The 23,222-nt window shown below is 68.1% G+C and carries 17 protein-coding genes; 6 read left to right on the forward strand and 11 right to left on the reverse strand.

Annotated elements, in window-relative coordinates; all coding sequences use genetic code 11:
• The first annotated feature begins 125 nt into the window (after nucleotides 1-125).
• Entirely contained in the window at nucleotides 126-3,575 is a 3,450-nt protein-coding gene (locus AC3ANP_RS03765) for a DEAD/DEAH box helicase (RefSeq protein WP_488332019.1), read from the forward strand.
• Here AC3ANP_RS03765 and AC3ANP_RS03770 read toward each other — a convergent pair.
• The 8 genes from AC3ANP_RS03770 to AC3ANP_RS03805 form a co-directional block, all read right to left on the reverse strand.
• Nucleotides 3,572-3,970, reverse strand: coding sequence for a hypothetical protein (locus tag AC3ANP_RS03770; protein WP_488332020.1), 399 nt, complete (start codon nucleotides 3,968-3,970; stop codon nucleotides 3,572-3,574). The two genes, AC3ANP_RS03765 and AC3ANP_RS03770, sit on opposite strands and share 4 nt — an antisense overlap.
• A 306-nt stretch (nucleotides 3,971-4,276) precedes the next feature.
• Nucleotides 4,277-6,541: a choline BCCT transporter BetT gene (gene betT, locus AC3ANP_RS03775; RefSeq protein ID WP_488332021.1), complete on the reverse strand. Its 2,265-nt coding sequence runs from the start codon at nucleotides 6,539-6,541 to the stop codon at nucleotides 4,277-4,279.
• 176 nt (nucleotides 6,542-6,717) lie between these two features.
• Nucleotides 6,718-7,143: a heat shock protein transcriptional repressor HspR gene (locus AC3ANP_RS03780; RefSeq protein ID WP_488332022.1), complete on the reverse strand. Its 426-nt coding sequence runs from the start codon at nucleotides 7,141-7,143 to the stop codon at nucleotides 6,718-6,720.
• A gap of 10 nt (nucleotides 7,144-7,153) precedes the next feature.
• Entirely contained in the window at nucleotides 7,154-8,134 is a 981-nt protein-coding gene (locus AC3ANP_RS03785) for a DnaJ C-terminal domain-containing protein (protein WP_488332023.1), read from the reverse strand.
• Nucleotides 8,135-8,228: 94 nt separating this feature from the next.
• Nucleotides 8,229-8,903: a nucleotide exchange factor GrpE gene (locus AC3ANP_RS03790; protein ID WP_488332024.1), complete on the reverse strand. Its 675-nt coding sequence runs from the start codon at nucleotides 8,901-8,903 to the stop codon at nucleotides 8,229-8,231.
• A gap of 2 nt (nucleotides 8,904-8,905) precedes the next feature.
• Nucleotides 8,906-10,765, reverse strand: a complete 1,860-nt coding sequence (gene dnaK, locus AC3ANP_RS03795) for a molecular chaperone DnaK (RefSeq protein WP_488332025.1) — start codon at nucleotides 10,763-10,765, stop codon at nucleotides 8,906-8,908.
• Nucleotides 10,766-11,099: 334 nt separating this feature from the next.
• Nucleotides 11,100-11,585, reverse strand: coding sequence for a hypothetical protein (locus AC3ANP_RS03800; protein ID WP_488332026.1), 486 nt, complete (start codon nucleotides 11,583-11,585; stop codon nucleotides 11,100-11,102).
• A gap of 117 nt (nucleotides 11,586-11,702) precedes the next feature.
• The gene (locus AC3ANP_RS03805) at nucleotides 11,703-12,443 is read right to left on the reverse strand and encodes a TetR/AcrR family transcriptional regulator (protein WP_488332027.1); all 741 of its coding nucleotides are present in this window, start codon (nucleotides 12,441-12,443) and stop codon (nucleotides 11,703-11,705) included.
• Nucleotides 12,444-12,564: 121 nt separating this feature from the next.
• On the opposite strand from AC3ANP_RS03805, the gene AC3ANP_RS03810 reads away from it, so the two are divergent.
• Nucleotides 12,565-13,497 carry an NAD-dependent epimerase/dehydratase family protein gene (locus AC3ANP_RS03810; RefSeq protein ID WP_488332028.1) on the forward strand — a complete coding sequence of 311 codons (933 nt, stop codon included), beginning with the start codon at nucleotides 12,565-12,567 and terminating at the stop codon, nucleotides 13,495-13,497.
• Between the two features lie 67 nt (nucleotides 13,498-13,564).
• Nucleotides 13,565-15,109, forward strand: a complete 1,545-nt coding sequence (locus AC3ANP_RS03815) for an NUDIX hydrolase (protein ID WP_488332029.1) — start codon at nucleotides 13,565-13,567, stop codon at nucleotides 15,107-15,109.
• A 132-nt stretch (nucleotides 15,110-15,241) separates the two neighbouring features.
• On the opposite strand, the gene AC3ANP_RS03820 is transcribed toward AC3ANP_RS03815, so the two are convergent.
• Nucleotides 15,242-17,473, reverse strand: a complete 2,232-nt coding sequence (locus AC3ANP_RS03820) for an MMPL family transporter (protein ID WP_488332030.1) — start codon at nucleotides 17,471-17,473, stop codon at nucleotides 15,242-15,244.
• Nucleotides 17,474-17,649: 176 nt separating this feature from the next.
• Between AC3ANP_RS03820 and AC3ANP_RS03825 the strand changes: the two genes are divergently transcribed.
• The 3 genes from AC3ANP_RS03825 to AC3ANP_RS03835 all read left to right on the forward strand — a co-directional run bounded on the left by AC3ANP_RS03825 (nucleotide 17,650) and on the right by AC3ANP_RS03835 (nucleotide 19,738).
• The gene (locus AC3ANP_RS03825; protein WP_488332031.1) at nucleotides 17,650-18,159 is read left to right on the forward strand and encodes a MarR family winged helix-turn-helix transcriptional regulator; all 510 of its coding nucleotides are present in this window, start codon (nucleotides 17,650-17,652) and stop codon (nucleotides 18,157-18,159) included.
• A gap of 59 nt (nucleotides 18,160-18,218) precedes the next feature.
• Entirely contained in the window at nucleotides 18,219-19,037 is an 819-nt protein-coding gene (locus AC3ANP_RS03830; RefSeq protein WP_488332032.1) for a methyltransferase domain-containing protein, read from the forward strand.
• An 80-nt stretch (nucleotides 19,038-19,117) separates the two neighbouring features.
• A complete protein-coding gene (locus tag AC3ANP_RS03835) occupies nucleotides 19,118-19,738 on the forward strand; it encodes a dihydrofolate reductase family protein (protein ID WP_488332033.1) in 621 nt (206 codons plus the stop codon).
• Here AC3ANP_RS03835 and AC3ANP_RS03840 read toward each other — a convergent pair.
• Nucleotides 19,735-21,738: a vWA domain-containing protein gene (locus AC3ANP_RS03840; protein WP_488332034.1), complete on the reverse strand. Its 2,004-nt coding sequence runs from the start codon at nucleotides 21,736-21,738 to the stop codon at nucleotides 19,735-19,737. The genes AC3ANP_RS03835 and AC3ANP_RS03840 overlap by 4 nt on opposite strands.
• A gap of 20 nt (nucleotides 21,739-21,758) precedes the next feature.
• Nucleotides 21,759-23,147, reverse strand: a complete 1,389-nt coding sequence (locus tag AC3ANP_RS03845) for a sigma 54-interacting transcriptional regulator (RefSeq protein ID WP_488332035.1) — start codon at nucleotides 23,145-23,147, stop codon at nucleotides 21,759-21,761.
• Nucleotides 23,148-23,222: the final 75 nt, after the last annotated feature.

The raw sequence follows: 23,222 nt of genomic DNA on the forward strand, positions 1-23,222 counted from the left end.
CTTCCACGGTAGGGCCGGGCGGATCAGCACGGTCCGAGGCCGAAGTGAACGTCAGGCGAAGTTTCCGGGCGGCGTCGGGCTGGCTAAGATGGATCAGATGACCAACCGCTGAAAGTAGTGCCCACATGCCATCCCATCCGGACGAAAGTGCGGCACTGGCGATACAAACCCCCGCGATCAACGACCGCTCACTCGCGGCCGGGCTCGCCTACGCCATGGGAAGCCGGGTTTCCGGCATGTCCTTCGACGCCGGCACCGGCCTGATGCTCGGAAAGGTCCGCGGCGGCGCTCCGCTACCCTATTCGACGACGGCGAAACTGGTCCGCAAGGGCGGCGGCTGGAGCTGCACCGTCGGCGTCTGCAGCTGCCCGGTGCGCAAGGACTGCAAGCACGTCGCCGCCCTGCTCTTCGCCGCCGAGGACAACCCCGCGATCCGGGTCCAGCTGCTGGCCCCGACGGAGTCAACCCGGCTGGCGCGCCGGGCCGCGGGGCAGGAGCTGCCGGACTGGGAGCAGGCGCTCAGCCCGTTGCTTGCCAAACCCGGCATCACCAAGTCAACCAACGGCGTCCCGCTGGCGCTGCAGTTCGAACTCGAGGAACCGGCCCCGCACTTCTCCTACACCGGGCGCCGCGATCCGCTGCGGAGTGTGCGGCAGCTGAAAGCACGGCCGGTCATCATGGGCGCCAAAGGCAAGTGGATCCGCGGCCATGTGTCCTGGAACACCCTGAGCTACCTGAACTACCGGCGCGAATGCAACGAAGCCCACGTGGAGTGGATGCAGGAATTCCTCGCCTCGCACACCGCCGTCGCGAACCGGCAGCACGCCGGCACTGCCCCGTGGCTGGGGCTCAACACCTACGCCGGCAAGAACCTGTGGAGCCTGCTGGCCGAGGCCCGGAAGATCGGCGTGGCCCTGGTCCACGGCCGGGGAGACGCCCCTGTCCGGCTGGCCGACCAGCCGGCCGCCGTCGGGCTTAACCTCACCCGCTTCGGCGCGGAGGCGCCCGGGGACGACGGCGGTTTGGCCCTCGCGCCGACCATCACCGTCGCAGGGGAGGAGGTGGATCCGGCCTCGGTGGGGACCATCGGCCGCCCCGCGCACGGCATCTTCCTGAGCTCGGATCCCGGCAGCCTGCCCGGGGCGGCCCCGGCGGACGCGGCGATTACGCTCGCGCCGCTGGAAGCCGGACTGAGCGACGAACTCCTGACGTTCGTCACCGCCGGCACCACGTTGCACATCCCGGCCAGGGATGAGGCCCGGTTCCTGACCGGGTTCTACCCCAAGCTCAAGCAGACCGCCCGGGTGACCGCCTCCGACGAGTCGGTGGAGCTGCCCGCCCTGGCGGTCCCTACCCTGTCCCTGCTCGCCAACTACGGCGCCGACCACCGGGTCCGGCTGCACTGGGAGTGGCACTACAAGGCGGGCGCGCTGGTCACCGCCCAGCCGCTCTGGCGCCACCCCGGCGACCACGGCTACCGCGATGACACCGCCGAAGCCGTCATCCTGGAGGCCGTCGGCCAGCCGTGGGACGTGGTGCCGAAGCTCGGTGAGTCGGCCACGGGCGGCTGGGGCACCCCCCGGCTTGCGGCGTCCGCGGAACTCGGCGGCCTGGACACCCTGGCGTTCACCGAAGAGGTGCTCCCCCGGCTCCGCACCCTTCCGGACGTGTCCGTGGACACGGCGGGTGACATCGCCAACTACCGCGAAGCCGAGGAAGCGCCGGTGGTGAAGCTTTCCACCACGGCCACCGACAGCCGGGACTGGTTCGACCTGGGCATCGTCATCACCCTCGAGGGCCAGCCGGTGTCCTTCGCGGCGCTGTTCTCCGCCCTGGCCGCCGGCCAGACCCGGATGTTGCTTCCCAGCGGCGCGTATTTCTCGCTGGACCTGCCCGAGCTGCACCAGCTTCGGGCCTTGATCGACGAGGCCCGCATCCTGCAGGACAACCAGGGCAAGGACGCGCCGCTGCAGATCAGCCGGTTCCAGGCCGGACTCTGGGACGAACTCGCCCAGCTGGGCATCGTGGACCAGCAGGCGGCTGCGTGGCGGGAAGCCGTGGGCGGCCTGCTGGCCGGCGGCATCAACGGCCTGCCGCTGCCGGCCTCGCTCAATGCGGAGCTGCGGCCCTACCAGCTCGAAGGCTTTAATTGGCTGAGCTTCCTCTACCGGCACGGCCTCGGCGGGGTGCTGGCGGACGACATGGGCCTCGGCAAGACCGTCCAGGCCCTCGCGCTGATCTGCGCTGCGAAGGACGCGGCCGGCGGTCTGGACCCGGCCCCTGCCGTGCTGCCCGCCGCCGACGACCCCGATGCCTCCGTGCCCGCCGCCGGCGCGGCGCCGTTCCTGGTGGTGGCGCCCACCAGCGTGGTCGGTAACTGGCAGGCCGAGGCCGCCCGGTTCGCACCGGGCCTGACGGTCCGGGCGATCAGTGAGACCTTCGCCAAGAGCGGCTCACTCCCGGCCGAGGCGATGGCCGGCGCCGCCGTCGTGATTACCTCCTACGCCCTGTTCCGCATCGATTACGAGGCCTACGCCTCACGGACCTGGGCCGGCCTGGTGCTGGACGAGGCGCAGTTCGTCAAAAACCACCAGTCCAAGGCCTACCAGTGCGCCCGGAAACTGCCGGCCGGCTTCAAACTGGTGATCACCGGCACGCCGCTGGAGAACAACCTGATGGAGTTCTGGGCGCTGACCTCGATCGTGGCCCCGGGACTGTTCGCCAGCCCCAAGCGTTTCGCCGAGTACTACCAGAAGCCGGTGGAGAAGAACGGGGACCGGGCCCAGCTGGACAAGCTCCGGCGCCGGGTCCGCCCGCTGATGCTGCGCCGCACCAAGGAACAGGTGATCCAGGACCTGCCGCCCAAGCAGGAGCAGGTCCTCGAGGTGGTCCTGAACCCGCGGCACCAAAAGGTGTACCAGACCCACCTGCAGCGTGAGCGGCAAAAGATCCTGGGCCTGATCGAGGACGTCAACAAAAACCGCTTCACGATCTTCCAGTCACTGACCCTGCTGCGCCAGCTCAGCCTCGACCCCTCGCTGGTCGACCCGTCACTCTCCGGGGTGCGCTCCAGCAAGCTCGACGTCCTGTTCGAGCAGCTGGAGGACCTGGTCGCGGAGGGACACCGGGCCCTGATTTTCAGCCAGTTCACCGGCTTCCTGGGCAAGGTCCGGGAGCGGCTCGTCGCGGAGAACATCGAATTCTGCTACCTCGACGGCAGCACCCGGAACCGCACCGACGTCGTCAACGAGTTCAAGAATGGCGCCGCACCCGTCTTCCTGATCAGCCTCAAGGCGGGCGGCTTCGGCCTGAACCTGACCGAGGCGGACTACGTGTTCCTGCTGGACCCGTGGTGGAACCCCGCCTCCGAAGCGCAGGCCGTGGACCGCACGCACCGGATCGGCCAGTCACGCAACGTGATGGTCTACCGGCTGGTCGCGAAGGACACCATCGAGGAAAAGGTCATGGCGCTCAAGGCCAGGAAGTCCCAGCTGTTCGCGGACGTCATGGCGGGCGAGGCACTCTCTTCCGGGACACTGACCGCCGAGGACCTGGCCGGGCTGTTCAACGACTAAGCCGCGGCGGGTGCGGTCACTGTCCGGGAGGCGGTCTGGTTTCGGAACCAGGTGGCCAGCTTCTTGCCCTTGCCCTTCCACCAGTTGTCCTCATCGCCGCCGTGGCGCCAGCGGAAAATCATCATGACCATCACGAAGACTCCGCCCGTGACGTTCAGCCACGTCCCGCTGGCGGCATAAATCAGGGCCGAGACTCCGCTGATGACGATGGAAGGCCAGGCCAGGGTCGTAAAGACCGTGGTTGCCACGTAGCGGCGGTGGGACCGCGGCACCGAGAGCGCGCGAACCATGTCGAAGCAGACGCATACCACCACAACTGTCTGGCCCACGGACAGCAGGACCAGGCCCGGCAGTGATCCAGCCAGGAGGGCCAGGGAACTAAGCCCGGAATTCATGGCCTGCCCGCGCTCAGTGCGGGTCCGGGCACCGAGGCACCCGGCGCTGATGGATCGAAGGTTCGGTGATTCAACATGCGGTGCCCCCCCGGCATCTGCCACTGTTCGAATTGCCAGCTCCGGTGCCTGGCCATCTCAATTGAACAGTCTGGCCGGCCGCGAGGTCCCGCGAGGCAGGTACTCGACTTTCCGGCTTGCTGCTACGTGGGCAGCTGAACGGTGTACTCAGTTCCTCGTTTCGAAGCACTCGGCAGCCGGCACCAGCCGTCGGCCGACCCAGACGGCCGAACCAGACGGCCGGCCCCGTCAGTCCTTGACCTCGGCGTCCGGGCCCGTCGCGCCGCTCTCCACTGCCGCCTGGACCTGGGCGATCGCGCCGGTGGGCGGCGGCGTGGGCGTGAGCACGGAAGCGTAGTCATGCTGGCTTGAGTACGTCAGGAATCCCAGGTGCGCCTCGTAGCGGTCCAGGACGTCGTCAATGACCTGCTGGTGCGTCACGCCCATCAGGTCATAGCCTTCCGAGCCCGTCTGGGTGAAGACCTCCACCCGGTAGTACACGTCGGTTTCACGGGACATGCGGCCGCCGAACATGGGTACCGGCGCTTCCAGGGCCTGGACCTGGTAGTCGAAGTCGCGGTGGTCCGGGATGTGCACCACCAGGCGGTAGCTGGAAATGCCGGTCTCCTCGTTCGGGACGTTTTCCAGCGTGGCCTGGTAGCCCTGGTTGGTGAATTCCCTGAGCACGTCGGCAAGGGCCGGCTGCGCCACGCGTTCCATGAACTGGGCCACCTGCTTCTTCGACGGGTAGGAGCGCATCCCCGCCAGTCGCTGGCGCCAGCTGCGCTCGGGCACCAGGCCGCCGTGCGCGGCGGTGGCCTGGCGGCGCACGACGTGGCCCTCGCGCTCGGCCCGCTCCATCCGCAGGGCCTTGGAGAAGGAGGCCATCACCAGGAAGGCAATGATGGTCACCGGCAGCGCGAAGATCAGCGTGGCGTACTCCATGGTGGTTACACCGCCGGCCACCAGCATGGCGATGGTCAGCAGCGCGGTCAGCATGGCCCAGAAGACCCGCAGCCACTTGGCGCCGTCCTGGGACGGGTCCGGGATCGAGGAGGAAAAGTTGGACATCACCATAGCGCCGGAGTTGGCACTGGTGAGGTAGAACAGCAGCCCGGACAAGGTGCCCAGGCCGATCAGGAAGCCGGCGCCGGGGAACATCTCCAGCAGCGCGTACCAGCCCTGCTCCGGGCTGCTGATAGCCAGCTCGGCGAACGCGGTGTTGCCGGACAGGACCTCATGCATGGCGCTGTTGCCAAAGATGCTCACGATCAGGAAGTCGCACAGCACCGGGGCCGTGATGGCGGCGATCACGAATTCGCGCAGCGTGCGGCCCCGGGAGATCCGGGCCAGGAAGAGCCCCACAAACGGGCCCCAGGCCATCCAGAACGCCCAGAAGAACAGCGTCCAGCCAGCCATCCATTCCGAGCCGCCGGCCTCGTAGGCGAAGGTCTGCAGGGTGCGGTCGGGGAGGGTGAAGATGAACCGGCCGATGTTCTCGACCAGGGCATTGAGCAGGAAGGAGGTCTGGCCGGTGACCAGGATGTAGAGCAGCATGGCGGCCGCGCTCCAGATGTTCAGCTCGGAGATCCAGCGGATTCCCTTGTCCACCCCGGAGGTACACGCCGCGATGGTCATCACGACGGCGACGATCACCAGCGCGATCTGCAGTCCCAGCCCCTGCTGCAGTCCGAACAGCAGGGAGAACCCGACGTTCAGCAGCACCACGCCGATGCCCATGGAGGTGGCCACGCCGAAGACGGTGCCGACCAGGGTGAGGATATCGATGGTGTCGCCGATCCCGCCGCGGACCCGCTTGCCGAGCAGGGGATAGAGCGCTGCCCGGATGGAGAGCGGCATGCCCCAGCGGTAGGCAAAGTAGCCCATCGCCATGCCCAGCAGGGCATACATGGCCCAGCCGGCGATGCCGTAGTGGAACATGGTCCAGACGACGGCGTCCTGGGCGGAGGCAGCCGTCTGGCCGGGGCCGGACGGCGGCGTGATGTATTGGCTGATGGGTCCGGTGACCGAGAAGAAGAGCATGTCGATGCCCACGCCGGCGGCGAAGAGCATGGCCACCCAAGTGAAGAGCTTGTATTGCGGGCGTGAGTGGTCCGGTCCGAGCCGCACCGATCCTTCCTTGGAGAAGGCAACCCAGAGGACGAACCCGATGACGACGGTGATGGTGAGGACGTAGAACCAGCCGACGTTCTGCGCGATCCATGCCACGACGGTCTTCATGGTCGCGGCGGCACCGGCCGGCATCACCATGGTCCAGGCGGAAAAGGCAATGATGACGGACGAGGCAATAATGAAAACGCGCCAGTTGACCTTGGGCTTGCGGTCCTCGATCAGCTCGGCCGGCCCCCTGCTGAGCTCCTCGCTGGAAATCGGCGGGCGGTTCTCGAAATCGGGCAGGTTGGTGCGTCGGTCGGTGCCGCCAAACAGGGTCCGCTGGACAGGTGTCTTATGGGGACCGTCGCCGGGACGGTGGGCTTTTGCTTCTTCAGCCATGGGGTCCTCCTCCGGTTGGCACGCGGGCCGGCGTCAGAGAATGGGGACGTCGGCAGGCCCCGATCCGGACGGATAGGCAGCCGTACTCAGGGCGCGCGGTGGCGCGTGGCCTGCATAATCATGCTAGTACATGGCCCAAAACAGGCCCCGCCCCGGGGCTGCAGGGACAGCCCCGGCTACTGGTCCAAAACTCGCGGGCGCCACAGTACGAGGGCCTGCGAACGGGCGCGCGGCCGCTGGCCGCGGGCGAGCGTGACGACGTCGCCCGCGGCACCGGCGGCGAAGATTCGGGAGTCGGCCGGCTGGCGGCGCCGGCCGAGTTCCTCGGTGAGTTCGCCGACCCGGCGCTGCAGCGCGGCGACCTGGTTCTCGAGTTGCAGGATCCGCTTGATGCCCTCGAGCGAGACCCCCTCCTGGGAGAGCCGCTGCACCTCCCGAAGCCGGTTCACATCCCGCTGGGAGTACCGCCGGGATTTCCCCGGGGCGCGGCGGGGCGAGACAATGCCCAGCCGGTCGTACTGCCGCAGGGTCTGCGGGTGCATGTCTGCCAGCTCCGCGGCGACGGAGATGACGAAGATCGGCTGATCGAACTCGATGTCCATGGCTGGACTCCTACAACCGGGCCTTGGCTGCCAGCCCGGCGCGGACGTCCTCACCGGAGGTCGCGGCGGCGAACGCCTTCACGGCTTCCTCCGCGTCCTTGTTCAGCTTCTTGGGAACGGCGACGTCGATCGTCACCAGCAGGTCGCCGGTCGCCTTGGAGTGCTTGACGCCGCGGCCCTTGACCCGCAGTGTCCGTCCGGCGGGGGTGCCGGCGGGAACCCGGACCTTGACCTTCTCGCCGTCGATCGTCGGGACCTCGATGTCGGCGCCCAGGGCAGCCTCCGCAAAGGTGACCGGGACGTGGATGCGCAGGTTGTCGCCGTCGCGGGTGTAGAAATCGTGCGGCTTCACGCCGACGGTGACCATGAGGTCACCGTTGCCGGCCGGACCGTACTGGCCCTTCCCGCGGACCCGGACCTTCTGGCCGTCCTTGATGCCCGCGGGGATGCGCACGTCAATGACTTCGCCGTCCGGTTCGCGCAGGCCGATCGTGGTGCCGCGGATGGATCCGGCGAAGGAGATGCTGGTGGACGCGGTGCGGTCGGCGCCTTTTTGGGGGGCGCGCTGGAACGACTGGCCGCCGCCGCCGAAGCCCCCGCCGAAGAGGTCGGCGAACTCGGGCGGGATTCCGCCAGCGGTGCTGTACCCGCCGGAGTGGCGTCCGCTGCCGCCGGTAAAGAGGCCGCCGAACAGGTCTTCGAACCCGGCGCCGCCGCCCGCGCCGCCCGCACCGCCGGGGGCAAAGCGCGCGCCGCTGCCCATCGCCCGGATCGCGTCGTACTGCTGGCGTTCATCGGGGTCCGAGAGGACGGAATAAGCCTCGGAAATGTTCTTGAACTTCTTCTCCGAAGCAGTGTCCCCCGCGTTGGTGTCCGGGTGGTGCTTCCGCGCCAGCTTCCGGTACGCCTTCTTGATGTCAGCGTCGGAAGCGTCCTTGGCAACACCAAGGATCTTGTAGAAGTCCTTGTCCACCCAGTCCTGGCTAGCCAATGGCGTTTCCTTTCAAATCTGTGTGCCGAGATGACAGTTCACGCCAATTTTTAGAACAAACACCGGTGCGAACTGCCATCTCGATGGCGTGTGGTTACGCCGGGACCGCTACGACGACCTGCGCGGCGCGGAGGACCCGCTCGCCGGCCCGGTAGCCGGCCCGGAGGACCTGGCTGACGGTGTCCGTCTCGACGTCCTGGCCGGGCTGCTGGACGAGCGCCTCGTGGATCGTGGGATCGAAGTCCACGCCGGTCTCGTTGATCCGGACCAGGCCGTACGTCTTCAGCGTGTTCTCCAGCTTCACGGCGATCGCGGCGAACGGGCCGTCCTCGAGGTCACCGTGCTGCCGGGCGGCGTCGACGTCGTCCAGCACCGGAAGCAGGGCGTTCAGGACGCCGACGACGGCCATCTCCCCGGCGACGGCGCGGTCGCGTTCGACCCGTTTGCGGTAGTTGACGTACTCGGCCTGCAGCCGGCGGAGGTCGTTCTTCAGTTCCTCCGCCTCCCCGGCGTTGACACCCTGTGCCACCGAGTCCGCTGCCGGAACGTCGACGCTGTTGAGGATGTCCTCGGCCTGGGACAGCGCGTCTCCGGACTCCGGAGCGGCGCGTTCCTGGTCGGGGTGCCGCGCCTGGCCAGTCTTCGGATCAACCTTGCGGTTGTCGTGGATGACCGGCTTCTGGGCGTCATCCCGGTTGGCGTCCCGCTGCTGCGCGTCGCTGCGGTCACCCGCGGCGCTGTGCTCTTCTTCGTTCCCGTGGTGCGGCATGGCTACTTCTTCTCGTCTTCGTCAACGATTTCGGCGTCGACGATGTCGTCATCGCCGGCGGCCTGCTCGCCGGCCGGCGCACCCTGGGCACCTGCGGCGCCGTCAGCAGCTCCGGGCTGGGCGTAAATGGCCTCGCCGAGCTTGGTCTGGGAAGCCTGGAGCTTCTCAAATGCGGTCTTGACGGCGGCGTCGTCCGTGCCCTCGAGAGCCTTCTTGAGCTCGTCGACGTCGCCCTGGACCTCGGTCTTGACCTCTTCGGGCAGCTTGTCCGCGTTGTCGGCGATCAGCTTGTCCACGGAGTAGGCGAGCTGCTCGGCGGTGTTGCGGGTGTCGGTCGCCTCGCGGCGGGCCTTGTCCTCGGCGGCGTGTTCCTCGGCGTCACGGACCATGCGGTCGATGTCTTCCTTGGACAGGCTGGATCCGCCGGTGATGGTCATCGACTGCTCCTTGCCGGTGCCCTTGTCCTTGGCGGACACGTGCACAATGCCGTTCGCATCGATGTCGAAGGTGACCTCAACCTGCGGGACCCCGCGCGGCGCCGGCGCGATGCCGGTCAGCTCGAAGGTGCCCAGCGGCTTGTTGTCGCGGGTGAATTCGCGTTCGCCCTGGAAGACCTGGATCGCCACGGACGGCTGGTTGTCGTCCGCCGTGGTGAAGGTTTCGCTGCGCTTGGTGGGGATGGCGGTGTTGCGCTCGATCAGGTGCGTCATCACACCGCCCTTGGTCTCGATGCCCAGGGACAGCGGGGTGACGTCGATCAGCAGCACGTCCTTGCGCTCGCCCTTGAGGACGCCCGCCTGCAGTGCGGCGCCGACGGCGACGACCTCATCCGGGTTCACGCCCTTGTTCGGCTCCTTGCCGCCGGCGAGCTCCTTGATCAGTTCGGTCACGGCCGGCATCCGGGTGGAGCCGCCGACCATCACGATGTGGTCGATGTCGGAAAGCTTGATGCCGGCTTCCTTGATGACGTCGTGGAACGGCTTCTTGGTGCGCTCCAGCAGGTCCTTGGTCAGGTCCTGGAACTTCGCGCGGGTCAGCTGCTCGTCCAGGTGCACCGGGCCGTCGGGGGTGACGGAGAGGTACTGGAGGGAGACGTTGGTGCTGGAGGAGGAGGAGAGTTCCTTCTTGGCCTGCTCTGAAGCCTCGCGCAGGCGCTGCAGGGCGATCTTGTCCTTGGACAGGTCGATGCCCTTGACCTTGAGCTGGTTCAGCAGGTAGTCGACGACGCGCTGGTCCCAGTCGTCGCCGCCGAGGCGGTTGTCACCGGCGGTGGCGCGCACCTGGATGGTGGAGAAGTCGTCTTCATCCTTGCCCACTTCGAGCAGGGAGACGTCGAAGGTTCCGCCGCCGAGGTCGAAGACCAGGATGAGTTCGTCCTCCTTGCCCTTGTCCAGGCCGTAGGCCAAGGCGGCCGCGGTGGGCTCGTTGACGATGCGCAGCACCTTCAGGCCCGCGATCTCGCCGGCTTCCTTGGTGGCCTGGCGCTCGGCGTCGTTGAAGTAGGCCGGGACGGTGATCACCGCGTCCGTGACCTTCTCGCCGAGGTAGGACTCGGCGTCGTTCTTGAGCTTCATCAGGATGCGGGCGGAAATTTCCTGCGCCGTGTACTTCTTGTCATCGATCGCGACGCTCCAGTCGGTGCCCATGTGGCGCTTGACGGAGGCAATGGTGCGGTCGATGTTGTTGACGGCCTGGCGCTTGGCGATCTCGCCGACCAGCACCTCGCCCGACTTGGAGAACGCAACAACCGACGGCGTGGTCCGGCCACCCTCGGCGTTGGCAATGACGGTGGGCTCGCCACCTTCGAGAACGGAGACGACGGAGTTCGTGGTTCCGAGGTCAATACCTACTGCTCGTGACATGTCTTGCTTCCTTCTTTCCTTGGAAACTTGCTCTCCCGCGCCCGGGCGGTGCCCGCGGGCCCGGTCGGATTGCCGGGAGTCGAGCCCGTTCAGGACGGGGCGCGCCCACTCATTGAGCGCTCTGCACTCAACCTTACTCAGGACGAAAGGGATGTCAATCCAAAGTTGAGCGTAACGCACTCAACTTTGAGCCAGGAGTGCGATACTGGCTGACGGAGGGGGCCGGGATACTGCGGTATTTCCGCGGCTTCCCGCGGTTTTCCGCCGATTTCCGCTCGGCTCCGGGCATCGGCAGGCGCCGCGGCCGATCCTGTTCGCCCAGCGTGAACGGGGCTCAGCTCCCCGGGATCTCGCCCTCCCGGCCGGCCTCCCTGCCGTCGTCGCTGCTGGCAGCCACAGCATCATCCGACGCCGCCGGGCCCCTCCGCCCGGGGCCCGCGGCGCCGGCATTGCCGTAGTCGCCTTCGGGGTACTCGCCCTCATCCGCGGCGCCGAGGTCCGGTCCGGTGGCGCCGGCGAGGCCGTAGTCCCCTTCGGGATAGTCACCCGCTTCAGCACCCACGGTGGTGCCGCCCGCCACCCCGGCATTGCCGTAGTCACCCTCGGCATACTCGCCTTCCGGCGCCCCGGCCGGGTTTTCGCCCGCTACGCCGGCATCGCCGTAGTCGCCCTCGACGTATTGGCCGGCAACCTCCTCGACCGCGTCCGCGCCGTCGCCCGCGGGCCGGACACTGTCCCGGATGGGCGCGTCGCCACCGAGCGGTGTACTGCCAGAGCGCCTCTCTGCTGCTGCTCGATCAAACTCACTGTGTTCAGACATGTTTGGATCCCTCCTGCAAGCGTGGGGCGCGTCACTGGGCGCAGTGGCAAGTCTAGCCAGCGCCTCCGACAGGCAACAGGGGTCCGGCCGGGCTCCTCAGCATGGATCTGGCCGGGTTCAGGACCGCAGCCCGGCGAGCCGCCCCAGCTGCGCAAGGTGGTGCGCGAAAAGTTCGTCCGGCGCACGGAAGGTCTCGGCTCCGTACTGGCCAAACACCTCGAAGCTGATAGCACCAAACAGCGACGTCCAGACCAGGGCGCCCGTCGCCAGCGCCGCGTCGGGCACGGCCAGCCCCATCTCGCCGCGGATTTTCGCCAGGTCCGCCGCCAGCGGTGCCGTCACCCCGACGGCGGAGGCTTCCGGGCCCGCCTCGGAGAGTTCGCCGGCCCGCCACGCACCGTCCAGGATGGCCGCCAAGGCGACGAGCACCCGCGTCCCGGGGCTAGTGGTCCGCTCCGCCGGCGCGTTGTAGCCGGGCACCGGGCTCCCGAAAAGCAGCGCGTAGCTGGCCGGCTGCACCAGCGCCCAGCTCCGGACGGCGGTCCCCAGCGCCTTGAACCTCCCGGCGAAATCATCCTCCGGACGGGCGGCGACGGCAGTGTCCACCGCGTCGCCGAGTTCGTTGTAGGCGTCGATCAGCAGCAGGGTCAGCAGCTCGTCGCGGCTCTCCACGTAGCGGTAAACAGCGGAGGAGACGACGCCGAGATCCCGGGCGACGGCGCGCAGGGACAGGCCGGCGGCCCCGTGGAGGGCCAGGTGCTCCCGGCCGATGCGCACAATGTCCTCCAGGGTCCGCGCGCGGGCCCGCTCCCGGGGCGTGCGCCGGGCGCTTCCTGCGGCGAGGCCATCGTCAGTCATGGGTCCAGCATTGCACAATGCAGAGCGGTGTCAACTATTGCGAGCAGTGCTCTTGACGGGAACCGGGCGGGGTGTGCAGACTTGGGAGAGCAGCGCTCTCAAAACTCTTGGAGGGGAAGTCATGAACGAAACGTACGTTGTCACTGGAGGAGGGCCGGTTGGCTGGACTGTGGCAGAACAGCTGGCCGAGCAAGGCAACCGCGTAAGAGTCCTGACCCGCTCGGGCAGCGGCCCGGAGCATCCGCTGGTGGAGCGGGTCGTGGCAGACGTCCAGAACCCTGCCCTGGTCCGGGCCGCCGTTTCGGGGGCCGCCGCCGTCTTCCACTGCATCCACGGCTCGTCCTACACTGCGGACGCGTGGCGGGCGGAGCTTCCCACGGCAGAACAGGCGGTGCTGGCCGCGGCGGGAGAGGCGGGCGCCGTCGTCGTCTTTCCCGAAAGCCTCTATTCGTACAGCGCGCCGGAACGTCCGATGACGGAGGCGGGTCCGCGAGCGGCCGAAGGCGGAAAGCGGGGGGTCCGTACCGACCTGCTCCGGGCCAGGGAAGTCTCGTCAACCAACACCGTTGCCATGGTCGCGGGCGACTTCTTTGGTCCACGCGTCAGGACCTCCCATGCCGGCGAGCGGATGATCCGGCCGGTCTTGGCTGGGAAGAAGTTGTGGGTGGTCGGGAGCGCCGACCAGCCGCACGCGTTCACCTATGTGCCCGACCTTGCGGCCGCCATGATCCGCGCCGCCCAGGCGCCGCAGCTGTGGAACAAGGTATGGCACACACCCTCTGTGCCGGCCGTTACGCAGCGCCAGTTGGCAGCGGCGTTCGCTGAGGCTGCCGGCGCCGCAAAGCCCAAAGTTGGCGCCGTGCCGGGCTGGGCACTCCGGGCCTTTGGCTTGTTCGCACCGGGTATGCGGGAGGTGGCCGAGATGCTCTATCAGTTCGAGAAGCCGTTCGTGATGGACTCCGCCGCCAGCCAGGCCGGCCTGGGGCTGCGGCCAACGCCGCTCAGGGAAGCAGCCGCCGCCACCGTGGCCTGGTGGGGGAACCAGGGACGGTAACGACGGCTGCGGTCGACACCAACCAATTGTGGCGCCGGATCGCGAGATTCGGTGATTGACTGGGGCGATGACGGACGCAGTGAACTTTTTGGGGATGAGCATTGCAGACTGGGTCTCGCTTGCACCCGCTGCGATAGCGATCTACGCCGTTTACAGCGCATGGCGGGCGCAGCCGGCATGGCTGCTGTTGCGGAGGCGACATGCCGCACTGAAGACCCTCGGCATCGGCCGGCGCGAGTCGAAGAAGAGGGTCAGACAGATCATGCACGGCGCCCCAAGTGCTCCGTCCGACGAACTCAATTGGCTCGCCACAGGTTACCCGGCCAGCCTCGGCGGTGCAGCCCGCGGCCCAGGCAACCCCATGCCGCTCACATTTGCGGCCACAGCAGCGGAATTGGTCAGCCTCTCCGAAGCCTACTCCCGGTACGCAGCGGATCTCAGCCGCGGCTCCTTCCTGGGGACAACCTCTGTTCCGGTCGTCGAACGGGAGGCGGCAATGGCGGCAAAAACCTCCAGGGTCCTAGCCGAGGCCGCGGCGGGCGGAGGCTACGGGGGAGAACGTCCCAGCCGCCACCTTAGGATCGAATCACCGACTCTGGGTCGTGAACTCGATCTTTGGCAGTTGCCCGACGCCGCCTCCGGAACACTCGCCTACGACACCTTCGTCAGCTACCGCCGGCACCGGTACAGCCCCGACCTAGTTGACCGGCGGATCCCGGTAGCCGGCCTGCCCTCATCGCTGGAGCTTCCTGGTCTGGAAGAGGCACCAATGCTGGCTTCGGATGCCGAAAAACAGTTCCTCCGGAACAAACTCAACTCGCAGCATGCCTTCGACGGGATCCTACCCCGTCTCGTTGGGTGGCGGACAGAGCGAGATAACGGCAACGGGCGGCTCCGACTGCACTTGGCCATGGCCGAAACCACCTACGGCGCGGTTCTGCTGGACCACTATCCGGACGCGCTCGGCGGCTTTGTCCGCAACGTGAGAGGTGAACGGGCCAAACTCCTCACCCTGTCCGCGCTCGTTGTTACCTCCGACCGCAAGATATTGTTCGCGGGCCGTTCGCGGCTCGCCGGCTCGCACCCCAACCAGTTCGGTCCTGCAGTAAACGGCAATCTCGAACTCCGCCCCCGCAAGGGAATCCTTCCGGACAGCGACGAGTTCGGCCTACCCGACCCGCGACGGGCGCTAGCGAGGGAAGCCGCCGAAGAACTCGGTCTGACGATGGATTCCCAACGGATCCAGGTACTCGGCATGGGACGCTTCAGCGTTGGCGACAAGGAACGCGGCACCCACGTTCTGCTCGCACTCGCCCAGCCGGATCTAACGGCAGAGGAAATCATCTCGGGCATCCGGGATGCCGATCCGATGGAGGGCCGGTGGGAGTTGGGCGGAGAGTTCCTCGCAGTACCGTTACCGAAACCCGGCGAGGAAGTTGACCAGATATTGTCATGGATCCTGAATGATCCAAGGCTGACGCCACACGCCGTTCTCAACGGAGTCGCCGCAATTGCCCGCTTCTTCCCAGTCACTGCCGAGCGGATACAGGCACTCACCGATGCGCCGCCGAGCCCACTTTTTACCCCGGAGAGCTTACCGCTTGACTGCTAGCTAGAGCTCGCAGCGCCAAGCAAGCAGCCGCCGCCACCGTGGCCTGGTGGGGGAACCAGGGACGGTAACGACGGCTGCGGCATCAGGGCCGGGACATGCCCGGGTTAGCGCACGGGGGTCAGCGCACGGGGGTCAGCGCACGACGGCCTCGGCAGACTCGGGTTCCCCCGCCGCGGGCCGCGCCGCCGCACCGGCCGCGGGACGCCCCGGCTTGCCGGGCCACCAGATCCGCGGCCCGATGTCGAAGGCGAGAGCGGGCACCAGCAGGGAGCGGACCAGGATGGTGTCCAGCAGCACGCCGAAGGCCACGATGAACGCCAGCTGCACCAGGAACATGATCGGGATAACGCCGAGGGCAGCGAACGTTGCCGCGAGCACCACACCGGCGGAGGTGATCACGCCGCCGGTGACGCCCAGGCCGCGCAGGATGCCGGGACGGGTGCCGTGCTTGATCGACTCCTCCCGCACCCTGCTCATCAGGAAGATGTTGTAGTCCACTCCGAGGGCGACGAGGAAGACGAACCCGAACAGCGGCACGGTGGCGTCGGCGCCCGGGAACCCGAAGATGTGGTTGAACACCACGGCGGAAACACCCATGGCCGCGCCGTAGGAGAGCACCACGGACAGGACCAGCAGGACCGGGGCCAGTACGGAGCGCAGCAGCAGCATCAGGATCACCAGGATGACCGCGAGGATCACCGGGATGATGGTGACGAGGTCACGCTGCGCGGTGGTGTTGGTATCCAGGGCCGTCGCGGTCACGCCGCCGACGAGGGCGCCCCCGTCGATCTGCTTGAGATCCTGGCGGAGGGTGACCACGACGTCCTCGGCCTGGTTCGAGTCCGCCGCGAAATCCAGGGTGGCGTTGATCAGGACCTTGCCATCCCGCACGGCGGGAGCCGCCGGCGCACCGGCCGCCGGCGCACCGGCTGCCGGGGCGCCAGGGGCTGGCTGGATAATGGGCACGCTTCCCTCTGCCAGAAGGTACGCGTCGCCCACCCCGTCGGTTGCCTTGGTCCTGGCCAGCACCTCCGCGGCTTTCGCCTGGTCGGCCACGATCACTGCGGGGCTGCCGGAGCCGGCGTCGAAGTGCCGGGCCAGCGCATCCTGGCCGTCGACGGCGTTGGAGGCGGTAAGGATGACGTCGGTCTGCGGGACGCCGTTGGCTTTCAGCTGCAGGACGCCGGCGGAGGCAACCAGGAGCAGCAGCACGGAGGCGACCCAGACGGTCCGGGGCCGGCGTGAGACCAGCGATCCGGTGGCCCGCCACAGGCCCTTCTGGCCCTCCAAGCCGGTGACGATTTCAGGCTCGCGCTCAGTCTCCGGGAGCAGCCTGGGCCGGAACGGCCAGAACGCGCCCCGGCCGAGCAGGGCCATCATGGCCGGGAGCAGGGTCAGCGCCGCGAACAGTGCGCACAGGATGCCTGCGGCTGCCACCGGCCCCAGCCCCTTGTTGGAATTCAGGTCGGAGAACAGCAGGCACAGGAGGGCGATGATGACCGTGGCTCCGGAAGCCAGAATGGGCTCCCAGGACTTCTTCCACGCCGTCAGGGCAGCGGCCGTGCGGTTGGTGGTGTGCGTCAGGGCCTCGCGGAAGCGGGCCACGTAGAGCAGCGCATAATCGGTGGCGGCGCCGATCACCAGGATGGATAGGATCCCCTGGCTTTGGCCGTTGAGCTGGATCCAGCCCAGCTTGGCCATGCCGAAGACCAAGAGGATAGCGGCGCAGAGCGCGAAGACGGAGGTGAAGAGCACGGTGATCGGCAGCAGCAGCGAGCGGTAGACGACCAGCAGAATCAGGAACACGGCCCCGAGCGCCACCAGCAGCAGAATACCGTCGATGCCTGCGAACGCGCTGACGAGGTCGGCGGTGAGGCCGGCCGGACCGGTCACGTAGGTCCGCATTCCCTGCGGCGCCGACGCCGATACCTCCGCGCGGAGTTCCTTCACGACGTCCTTGACCACCGCCGCAGAGTCAATGGGGACCACAAACTGCACGGCCTTTGAATCCTTTGAGGGAATCGGCCCGATCACGGTACTGCCGAGCTTCAGGTTCTCGAGCCTGCCTTTGAGCGCCGCTGCTTCGCCGAGCTGGGCACGGGAGAAGGCCGTGTCACCCTCGACGACAATGACGGCGGGGATTTCCTTCGAGTCGCGGAACTTGGCCTGCCAGTCCTGGGCAGCCGTGGCTTCGGCGCTGGCCGGCAGGAAGGACGCCTGGTCGTTGGAGGAAACTTCACTCAGCCGTCCGAAGGTAGGGCCGCCGATGCCCGCGATGGCGAGCCAGGCAACCACCAGCACCACCGGGACCAGCCAGCGAAGCCAAAACGGGACACGGGCGGCAGGCTTGACGTTACTTTTCATGGCGTCCTTCGGAGTGCGGCCGGCTAAGCGTACAATTGAGTCCATCATAGACTATCTCCACCATAGAGATAACCCTCGGAGGATGACCCGCTTGGCGGGCCGCCCGCTCCGCCGCCAGCTCAAGTAAACTCCGGAGGGCACGCGGGTGCCGGCAGGAACAGGAAGGAGGCCGGGCCATGTCAGCCGAAACACCAGAGCGACCGCAGCAGGCCGGGCCGCCGCCGCTGGTCCGCCTGCTCCAGGAGTTCAGCCTCGAAGCCAACCGCTACGCGGATGCGGCGAGCGGGAGCAACGACATGCACCGCACCGACCTCAATGCCCTGTCCGTGATCATGCAGCACACCGCCAGGAACCAGGTGGTCACGCCGGGCGTGCTCCGCCGGGAACTGCACCTCAGCTCCCCCGCGACGACGGCGCTGATCGACCGGCTGGACAAATCCGGGCATGTGGTCAGGGAACGGCAGGGCTCTGACCGGCGGCAGGTTCAGCTGCGGATGACTCCCAAGGCCTACCGCGACGGCGGTGCCATGTTCCGGCCCCTCGCCCGGCACATGGGCGCCGCGCTGGAGGCCTTCACGCCTGCGGAGCTGGAGGTGGCCACCCGGTTCCTGCAGGCCATGATCGAGGCGACGGTCAGCGCCGGAGCGGAAGCGGCCGGGGGCGACTCCCCCGCACCGGCGCCCTAACCGACAAAAGGGCGAGTCAGTTGGGCTGTTTCCGGGGGTGTACGGCGTAGCGTTTCCCTATGAGCGCCCAGCAGCCCGACGACGATGTCTACACCCACGGCCACCACGAGTCGGTGGTCCGCGCGCATGCCGCCCGCACGGCGGAGAACTCCGCGGCGTTCGTGCTCCCCTATCTCACCCAGGGGGCGTCGGTACTCGACGTCGGCTGCGGCCCCGGCACCATCACCTGTGATTTCGCCGCGCTGGTTGCCCCGGGCCAGGTCACCGGACTGGACCGCTCGCCCGAGGTCATCGGCCAGGCAGGCGCCCTTGCGGCCGAGCGCGGGGTACCCAACGTCGGCTTTGTCACCGGCAACATCTATGACCTCGACTTCGAAGACGAGGCGTTCGACGTCGTGCACGCGCATCAGGTGCTGCAGCACCTGACCGACCCGGTGGCCGCCCTGCGGGAGATGCGCCGGGTCACTCGCGCCGGCGGGATCGTGGCGGTCCGCGACGCGGATTTCCACGGGATGAGCTGGTACCCGGCCTTCCCCGAACTGGACGAATGGATGGAGCTCTACCAGCGGATCGCGCGCCGCAACGGGGCCGAGCCCGACGCCGGGCGGCGGCTCGTGTCCTGGGCGCAGGCCGCCGGTTTCACCGACGTCGCGCCATCGAGCAGCAACTGGCTCTACGCGACCGGGCAGCAGCGCCGCTGGCAGGCCCGGGTGTGGGGCGAACGGGTGCTGCATTCAGCGTTTGGGGACCAGGCGCTCGAGTACGGGTTTGCCACCGCGGCGGACCTGGCCCGGATCTCCGCGGGCTGGCACCGCTGGGGTTCCACCGAGGACGGCTGGTTCCTGATCCCGAACGGCGAAGTGATCGCGCGGGCCTGAGCCGCGTTCGGCGCAGCCATTCCCTGCGTCCCGATCTGCCGCTAGGGTGCTGTCCACAGACCCGAACGGTGAGGAGTCCCATGCGCAAAGTAGTAGCCGGCCTGTTCAGTTCCGTGGACGGCGTGGTCGAAGACCCCTTCCTCTGGCAGTTCGACAGCTTCGACGAGGAACTCGGGGCGGAAATGACCAAGGTGACCGGCCGGATCGACACCGGGCTCCTGGGCCGGGTCGGCTACCAGCAATGGGCGGACTACTGGCCCAACGCCGACCCCGAGGACGACTTCGGCAAGTTCATCAACCCGCTGCCCAAGTTCGTGGCATCGCGGACGCTGTCCGGCGGGCTGGGTTGGCAAAACTCGCAGCTGATTCAGGGCCCGCTGGAGGATTTCGTCGCGGAATTGAAGGCCGGCGACGGCGGGGACATCGGGATCTTCAGCAGCATCTCCCTGGTCCGCCAGCTGATGTTCGCCGGGCTGCTCGACAGCCTGATCCTGATTGTGCATCCCGTGATTGCGGGCAGCGGCAGGAAGCTCTTCGACGGCGCCGATCCGCTGACCCGGATTGAGCTCCAGTCGTCCGAGCAGACCAGCAAGGGCAACATGATCCTCAGTTACGGTCTTCGCGCCGCTGACCCTGCCGCCGCTGACCCTGCCGCCGCTGACCCTGCCGGGCGCGGCATGGAAACCCCGACGGGCGCCTAGGAGGCCCAGTCGGCATCGCCGAACGGGCGGCCGTGAAAGTGGGCCCGAAGATACTCCCCGACGACGGCGGCCCCCAGTTCCTCCGCGTCCGGGGTGACCACCCGGCCGCCGACCCGGCGCACCAGGCGCCGGACGAACCGCTCAAGCCCCGGGTCGTTGCCGAGCCGGAAAACCGTTGCCTGCGTCCCCGCCCGGCCCAGCCGGTCGAGCTCGGCGATGGTGACCCGGACGGTCTCCGGGTCCGGCGGCCAGGAGAACCAAGACTCGCCCTCCGGCAGCAGGTGGGCTGTCGGTTCGCCGTCGGTTACCACCAGCAGGACGGGCTGCATGGACGGGTGCCGGCGGAAGAACCTGCCGGCCAGCAACAGCCCGTGGTGCAGGTTGGTGCCCTGTTCCTGGCGGGGCGGCATCGCCGTGAGCTCGCCGATGTCCATGGTCTGGGCGTAGCGGCCAAACGTGATCAGTTGCAGCCGGTCACCGCGGAAACGGGTCGAGACCAAGTGGTGCAGCGCCAGGGCGGTCCGCTTCATCGGCACCCACCGCCCCTCCGCGGCCATCGAGAACGACACATCCACAAGCAGGACGACGGCGGCCTGGGTGTTGGCCTCGGTCTCGGTCACCTCGATGTCGCCGACACCGAGCCGGAGGCCACGGCCCGGGTCGCCCCCCTCGGCTACGATGCGGCGGATCGCGTTGGTGACCGTGCGGGTAACGTCCCACGGTTCGGCGTCGCCGAACTGCCAGGGCCGGCTCGAGCCGGTCTGCTCTCCGGAGGCTCCGGCAGCCCGCGTCTCCCGGCGCCCCTGCCGGCCGGACAGTTGCTTGGCGGCGTCGCGCAACAGTGATCTGCCGAGCCGGCGCATGGCCTGCGGGGACAGCCGCAGCTCCCCTTCCGCCCCGCGCCGCAGGTAGCCGCCGTCCTGCATGGCACGTTCGATCTCGGCGAGGGTTCGGGCGGTGACAGCGGCGTTCTGTCCGAGCTGGCGGGCGAGGGCGTCCAGATCCAGGTCGTCCAGACGCGACCCGTTGTAGGACTGGGACAGCTGCTCGGCCAGCTCGTCAAGTTCCGCGAGGTCCTGCAGGACGCCGGTGCCGTCGCCAAGCCCCAGCCCTTCCTGGCCTTCGAAACGTTCCGAGCCGGACCAGTCCTCACCCGGCCGCAGCGCGCGCAGGCTCGAGTCAAGCTGGTCCAGCTGGGCCATCAGTTCCGGTGAGCCGAACGCCTGCGCCGACAGGCCCATCAGCTCATCGCGCTGCTCGGCCGACATGGATTGGAGGAGCCGCTGGGCTGCGGCCGAACGCTGGGCGAGGGCGTCAATCAGCTCCTCGACAGACTGCGGATTCTCCGGGAAGAACTGGCCGTGCCGTTCCATGAACTGCTCGAAGTCGGCCCCGGTATCTTCGCCCCGCCGGTGTTTGTCCAGCAGCTCGTTGAGGTCGGTCAGCATTTCGCTGACCGCGGCGCGGTCCTCGTCGGTGGCGTTCTCCAGCGCCTGCTTCATTCCGGCGAACCGCTGGTCCAGGACCTCCCGTCCCAGCAAATCCTTGATCCGCTCGTACGCCTCCCGCGCCGTGCTCGACTGCCAGTCGTAGGAGGCCAGTTCGTTGACCGCCGCCGCCGTGGAGGCGGGCAGGTTTTGCAGCTGCATCTCCCGCAAGGCGCGGTCGGTATTGTCCATCATGGCGTCGCGGGCCAGCTGCTTGCGTTCCTCCAGCACCGCCGAGTCGAGCAGCTTCCGGACTTCGTCCAGGGTGCCGTCCAGCCGGTGCCTGCCCAGCAGCTCGCGGCGGCGCTGCTGGACCCGGCCGGCGAGGTCATCGAGACCTTCCCTGCTCGGGCCGCCGCGCCGCAGGAATTCCTGCAAGGCGCTGCGGGGCGAGTACCCGGCCATGACGTCCTCCGCCACGGCGTCAAGGGCCTCGGCCAGGTCGACCGGCGGGGCCAGCGGGTCGGGGCCGCCGGTGTACCGGCCATACCTGGACCGGTGGTGAACGCTCATGGTGGTGCCTGTCGGTAGGGCTAGCCGTAAATGGTGGCTTCGTCGTCGGACTCCTTGGAGATCCGCCGGGCCAGGTAGAGGCCCTCCAGGGCCAGTTCAATGGCGGCGGCGCGTTGTCCGTCGTTGGTGGCCGCCAGGCGGCCGCTGATCTCGTCGTAGAGTCCTGACCCGACCAGTGCCGGGAGGTTCTCCAGGAACTCCCGGGCGGTCACCTGCTCTCCGGTGGTCACGGTCGTGTGGCCGTTCAGCGCCGCCACCAGGGGGCCGAGGTCCAGTCCGTGGTAGTGCGCGCGGACGGCTTCGGCGGTGGCGGCGCGCAGCAGATGGTCCAGCACCGCCTGTTCCCGTCCCTCCTCGCCGGATTCGAACTCGATCTTGCCGGTGAGGACTTCCACGGCGCTCTCCAGGTCAACGATCCGGGCTACGGCCTGTTCCTCCCCGCGCATGCTGGCGCGCCGGGCCGCCGCCGCGGCAACGGTTTCGGCGCCGGCTATGGCGAACCGGGCGGACACCCCGGAGGTCTGGTTGACCGCCGGGGACTGCCGCAGCGCACGGGTGTAGCGGGCCAGGATCTCGAGGATCACGGGCGGGACGTCGGCCATCAGGTGTCCCTCCTGGTGGATGACCGCGACCTCGTCCTCCAGCTCTATCGGGTAATGCGTCCGGATTTCGGCGCCGAAGCGGTCCTTCAGCGGCGTGATGATGCGGCCGCGGTTGGTATAGTCCTCCGGGTTCGCGGAGGCGACCACCAGCACGTCGAGCGGCAGCCGCAGCACATAGCCGCGGATCTGGATGTCGCGCTCCTCCATCACGTTGAGCATGGCCACCTGGATCCGCTCGGCGAGGTCGGGCAGCTCGTTGATGGCAATGATGCCCCGGTTCGAACGCGGAACCAGGCCGTAGTGGATGGTTTCCGGGTCCCCGAGCAGGCGGCCCTCCGCCACCCGCATGGGGTCCACGTCGCCGATCAGGTCCGCGACGGAGGTGTCCGGCGTGGCCAGCTTCTCCACATAGCGTTCGGAGCGGTGCCGCCATGCCACCCGCAGCCGGTCCCCCTCCGCGAGCGCCGCGGCGCGTGAGTGGTCCGAGATCGGCTGGTACGGATGCTCATTCAGTTCCGACCCCTCAATCACCGGGGACCACTCGTCCAGCAGTCCCACCAGGGTGCGCAGGAGCCGGGTCTTGCCCTGCCCCCGCTCACCGAGCAGGACGACGTCGTGTCCCGCGATCAGCGCGCGTTCGAGCTGGGGCAGGACCGTGCGGCTGAAGCCGAAGATTCCCGGCCAGGGGTCACGGCCGGCGGCGAGCGCGGCCAAGAGGTTGTCACGGATCTCGTGGCGCAGGTCCTTGTGCACGTGGCCGGCGGCACGCAGCTCGCCGACGGTAAAGATAGCGGGGCGATCGCTCACCCCTCCAAGGTAAGCCCGATGCCGGGGCTGAATCGAGGAAAATGCGAACAATTTTCCCCGCCGGCCCGGCCGGCC

The organism is Arthrobacter sp. JB02-1C (assembly GCF_057748045.1).

Coding starts and splice junctions, on each gene's coding strand:
- AC3ANP_RS03765 (WP_488332019.1), top strand. CDS start 126: ATGCCATCCCATCCGGACGAAAGTGCGGCACTGGCGATACAAACCCCC.
- AC3ANP_RS03770 (WP_488332020.1), bottom strand. CDS start 3,970: ATGAATTCCGGGCTTAGTTCCCTGGCCCTCCTGGCTGGATCACTGCCG.
- betT (WP_488332021.1), bottom strand. CDS start 6,541: ATGGCTGAAGAAGCAAAAGCCCACCGTCCCGGCGACGGTCCCCATAAG.
- AC3ANP_RS03780 (WP_488332022.1), bottom strand. CDS start 7,143: ATGGACATCGAGTTCGATCAGCCGATCTTCGTCATCTCCGTCGCCGCG.
- AC3ANP_RS03790 (WP_488332024.1), bottom strand. CDS start 8,903: ATGCCGCACCACGGGAACGAAGAAGAGCACAGCGCCGCGGGTGACCGC.
- dnaK (WP_488332025.1), bottom strand. CDS start 10,765: ATGTCACGAGCAGTAGGTATTGACCTCGGAACCACGAACTCCGTCGTC.
- AC3ANP_RS03800 (WP_488332026.1), bottom strand. CDS start 11,585: ATGTCTGAACACAGTGAGTTTGATCGAGCAGCAGCAGAGAGGCGCTCT.
- AC3ANP_RS03805 (WP_488332027.1), bottom strand. CDS start 12,443: ATGACTGACGATGGCCTCGCCGCAGGAAGCGCCCGGCGCACGCCCCGG.
- AC3ANP_RS03810 (WP_488332028.1), top strand. CDS start 12,565: ATGAACGAAACGTACGTTGTCACTGGAGGAGGGCCGGTTGGCTGGACT.
- AC3ANP_RS03815 (WP_488332029.1), top strand. CDS start 13,565: ATGACGGACGCAGTGAACTTTTTGGGGATGAGCATTGCAGACTGGGTC.
- AC3ANP_RS03820 (WP_488332030.1), bottom strand. CDS start 17,473: ATGAAAAGTAACGTCAAGCCTGCCGCCCGTGTCCCGTTTTGGCTTCGC.
- AC3ANP_RS03825 (WP_488332031.1), top strand. CDS start 17,650: ATGTCAGCCGAAACACCAGAGCGACCGCAGCAGGCCGGGCCGCCGCCG.
- AC3ANP_RS03830 (WP_488332032.1), top strand. CDS start 18,219: ATGAGCGCCCAGCAGCCCGACGACGATGTCTACACCCACGGCCACCAC.
- AC3ANP_RS03835 (WP_488332033.1), top strand. CDS start 19,118: ATGCGCAAAGTAGTAGCCGGCCTGTTCAGTTCCGTGGACGGCGTGGTC.
- AC3ANP_RS03840 (WP_488332034.1), bottom strand. CDS start 21,738: ATGAGCGTTCACCACCGGTCCAGGTATGGCCGGTACACCGGCGGCCCC.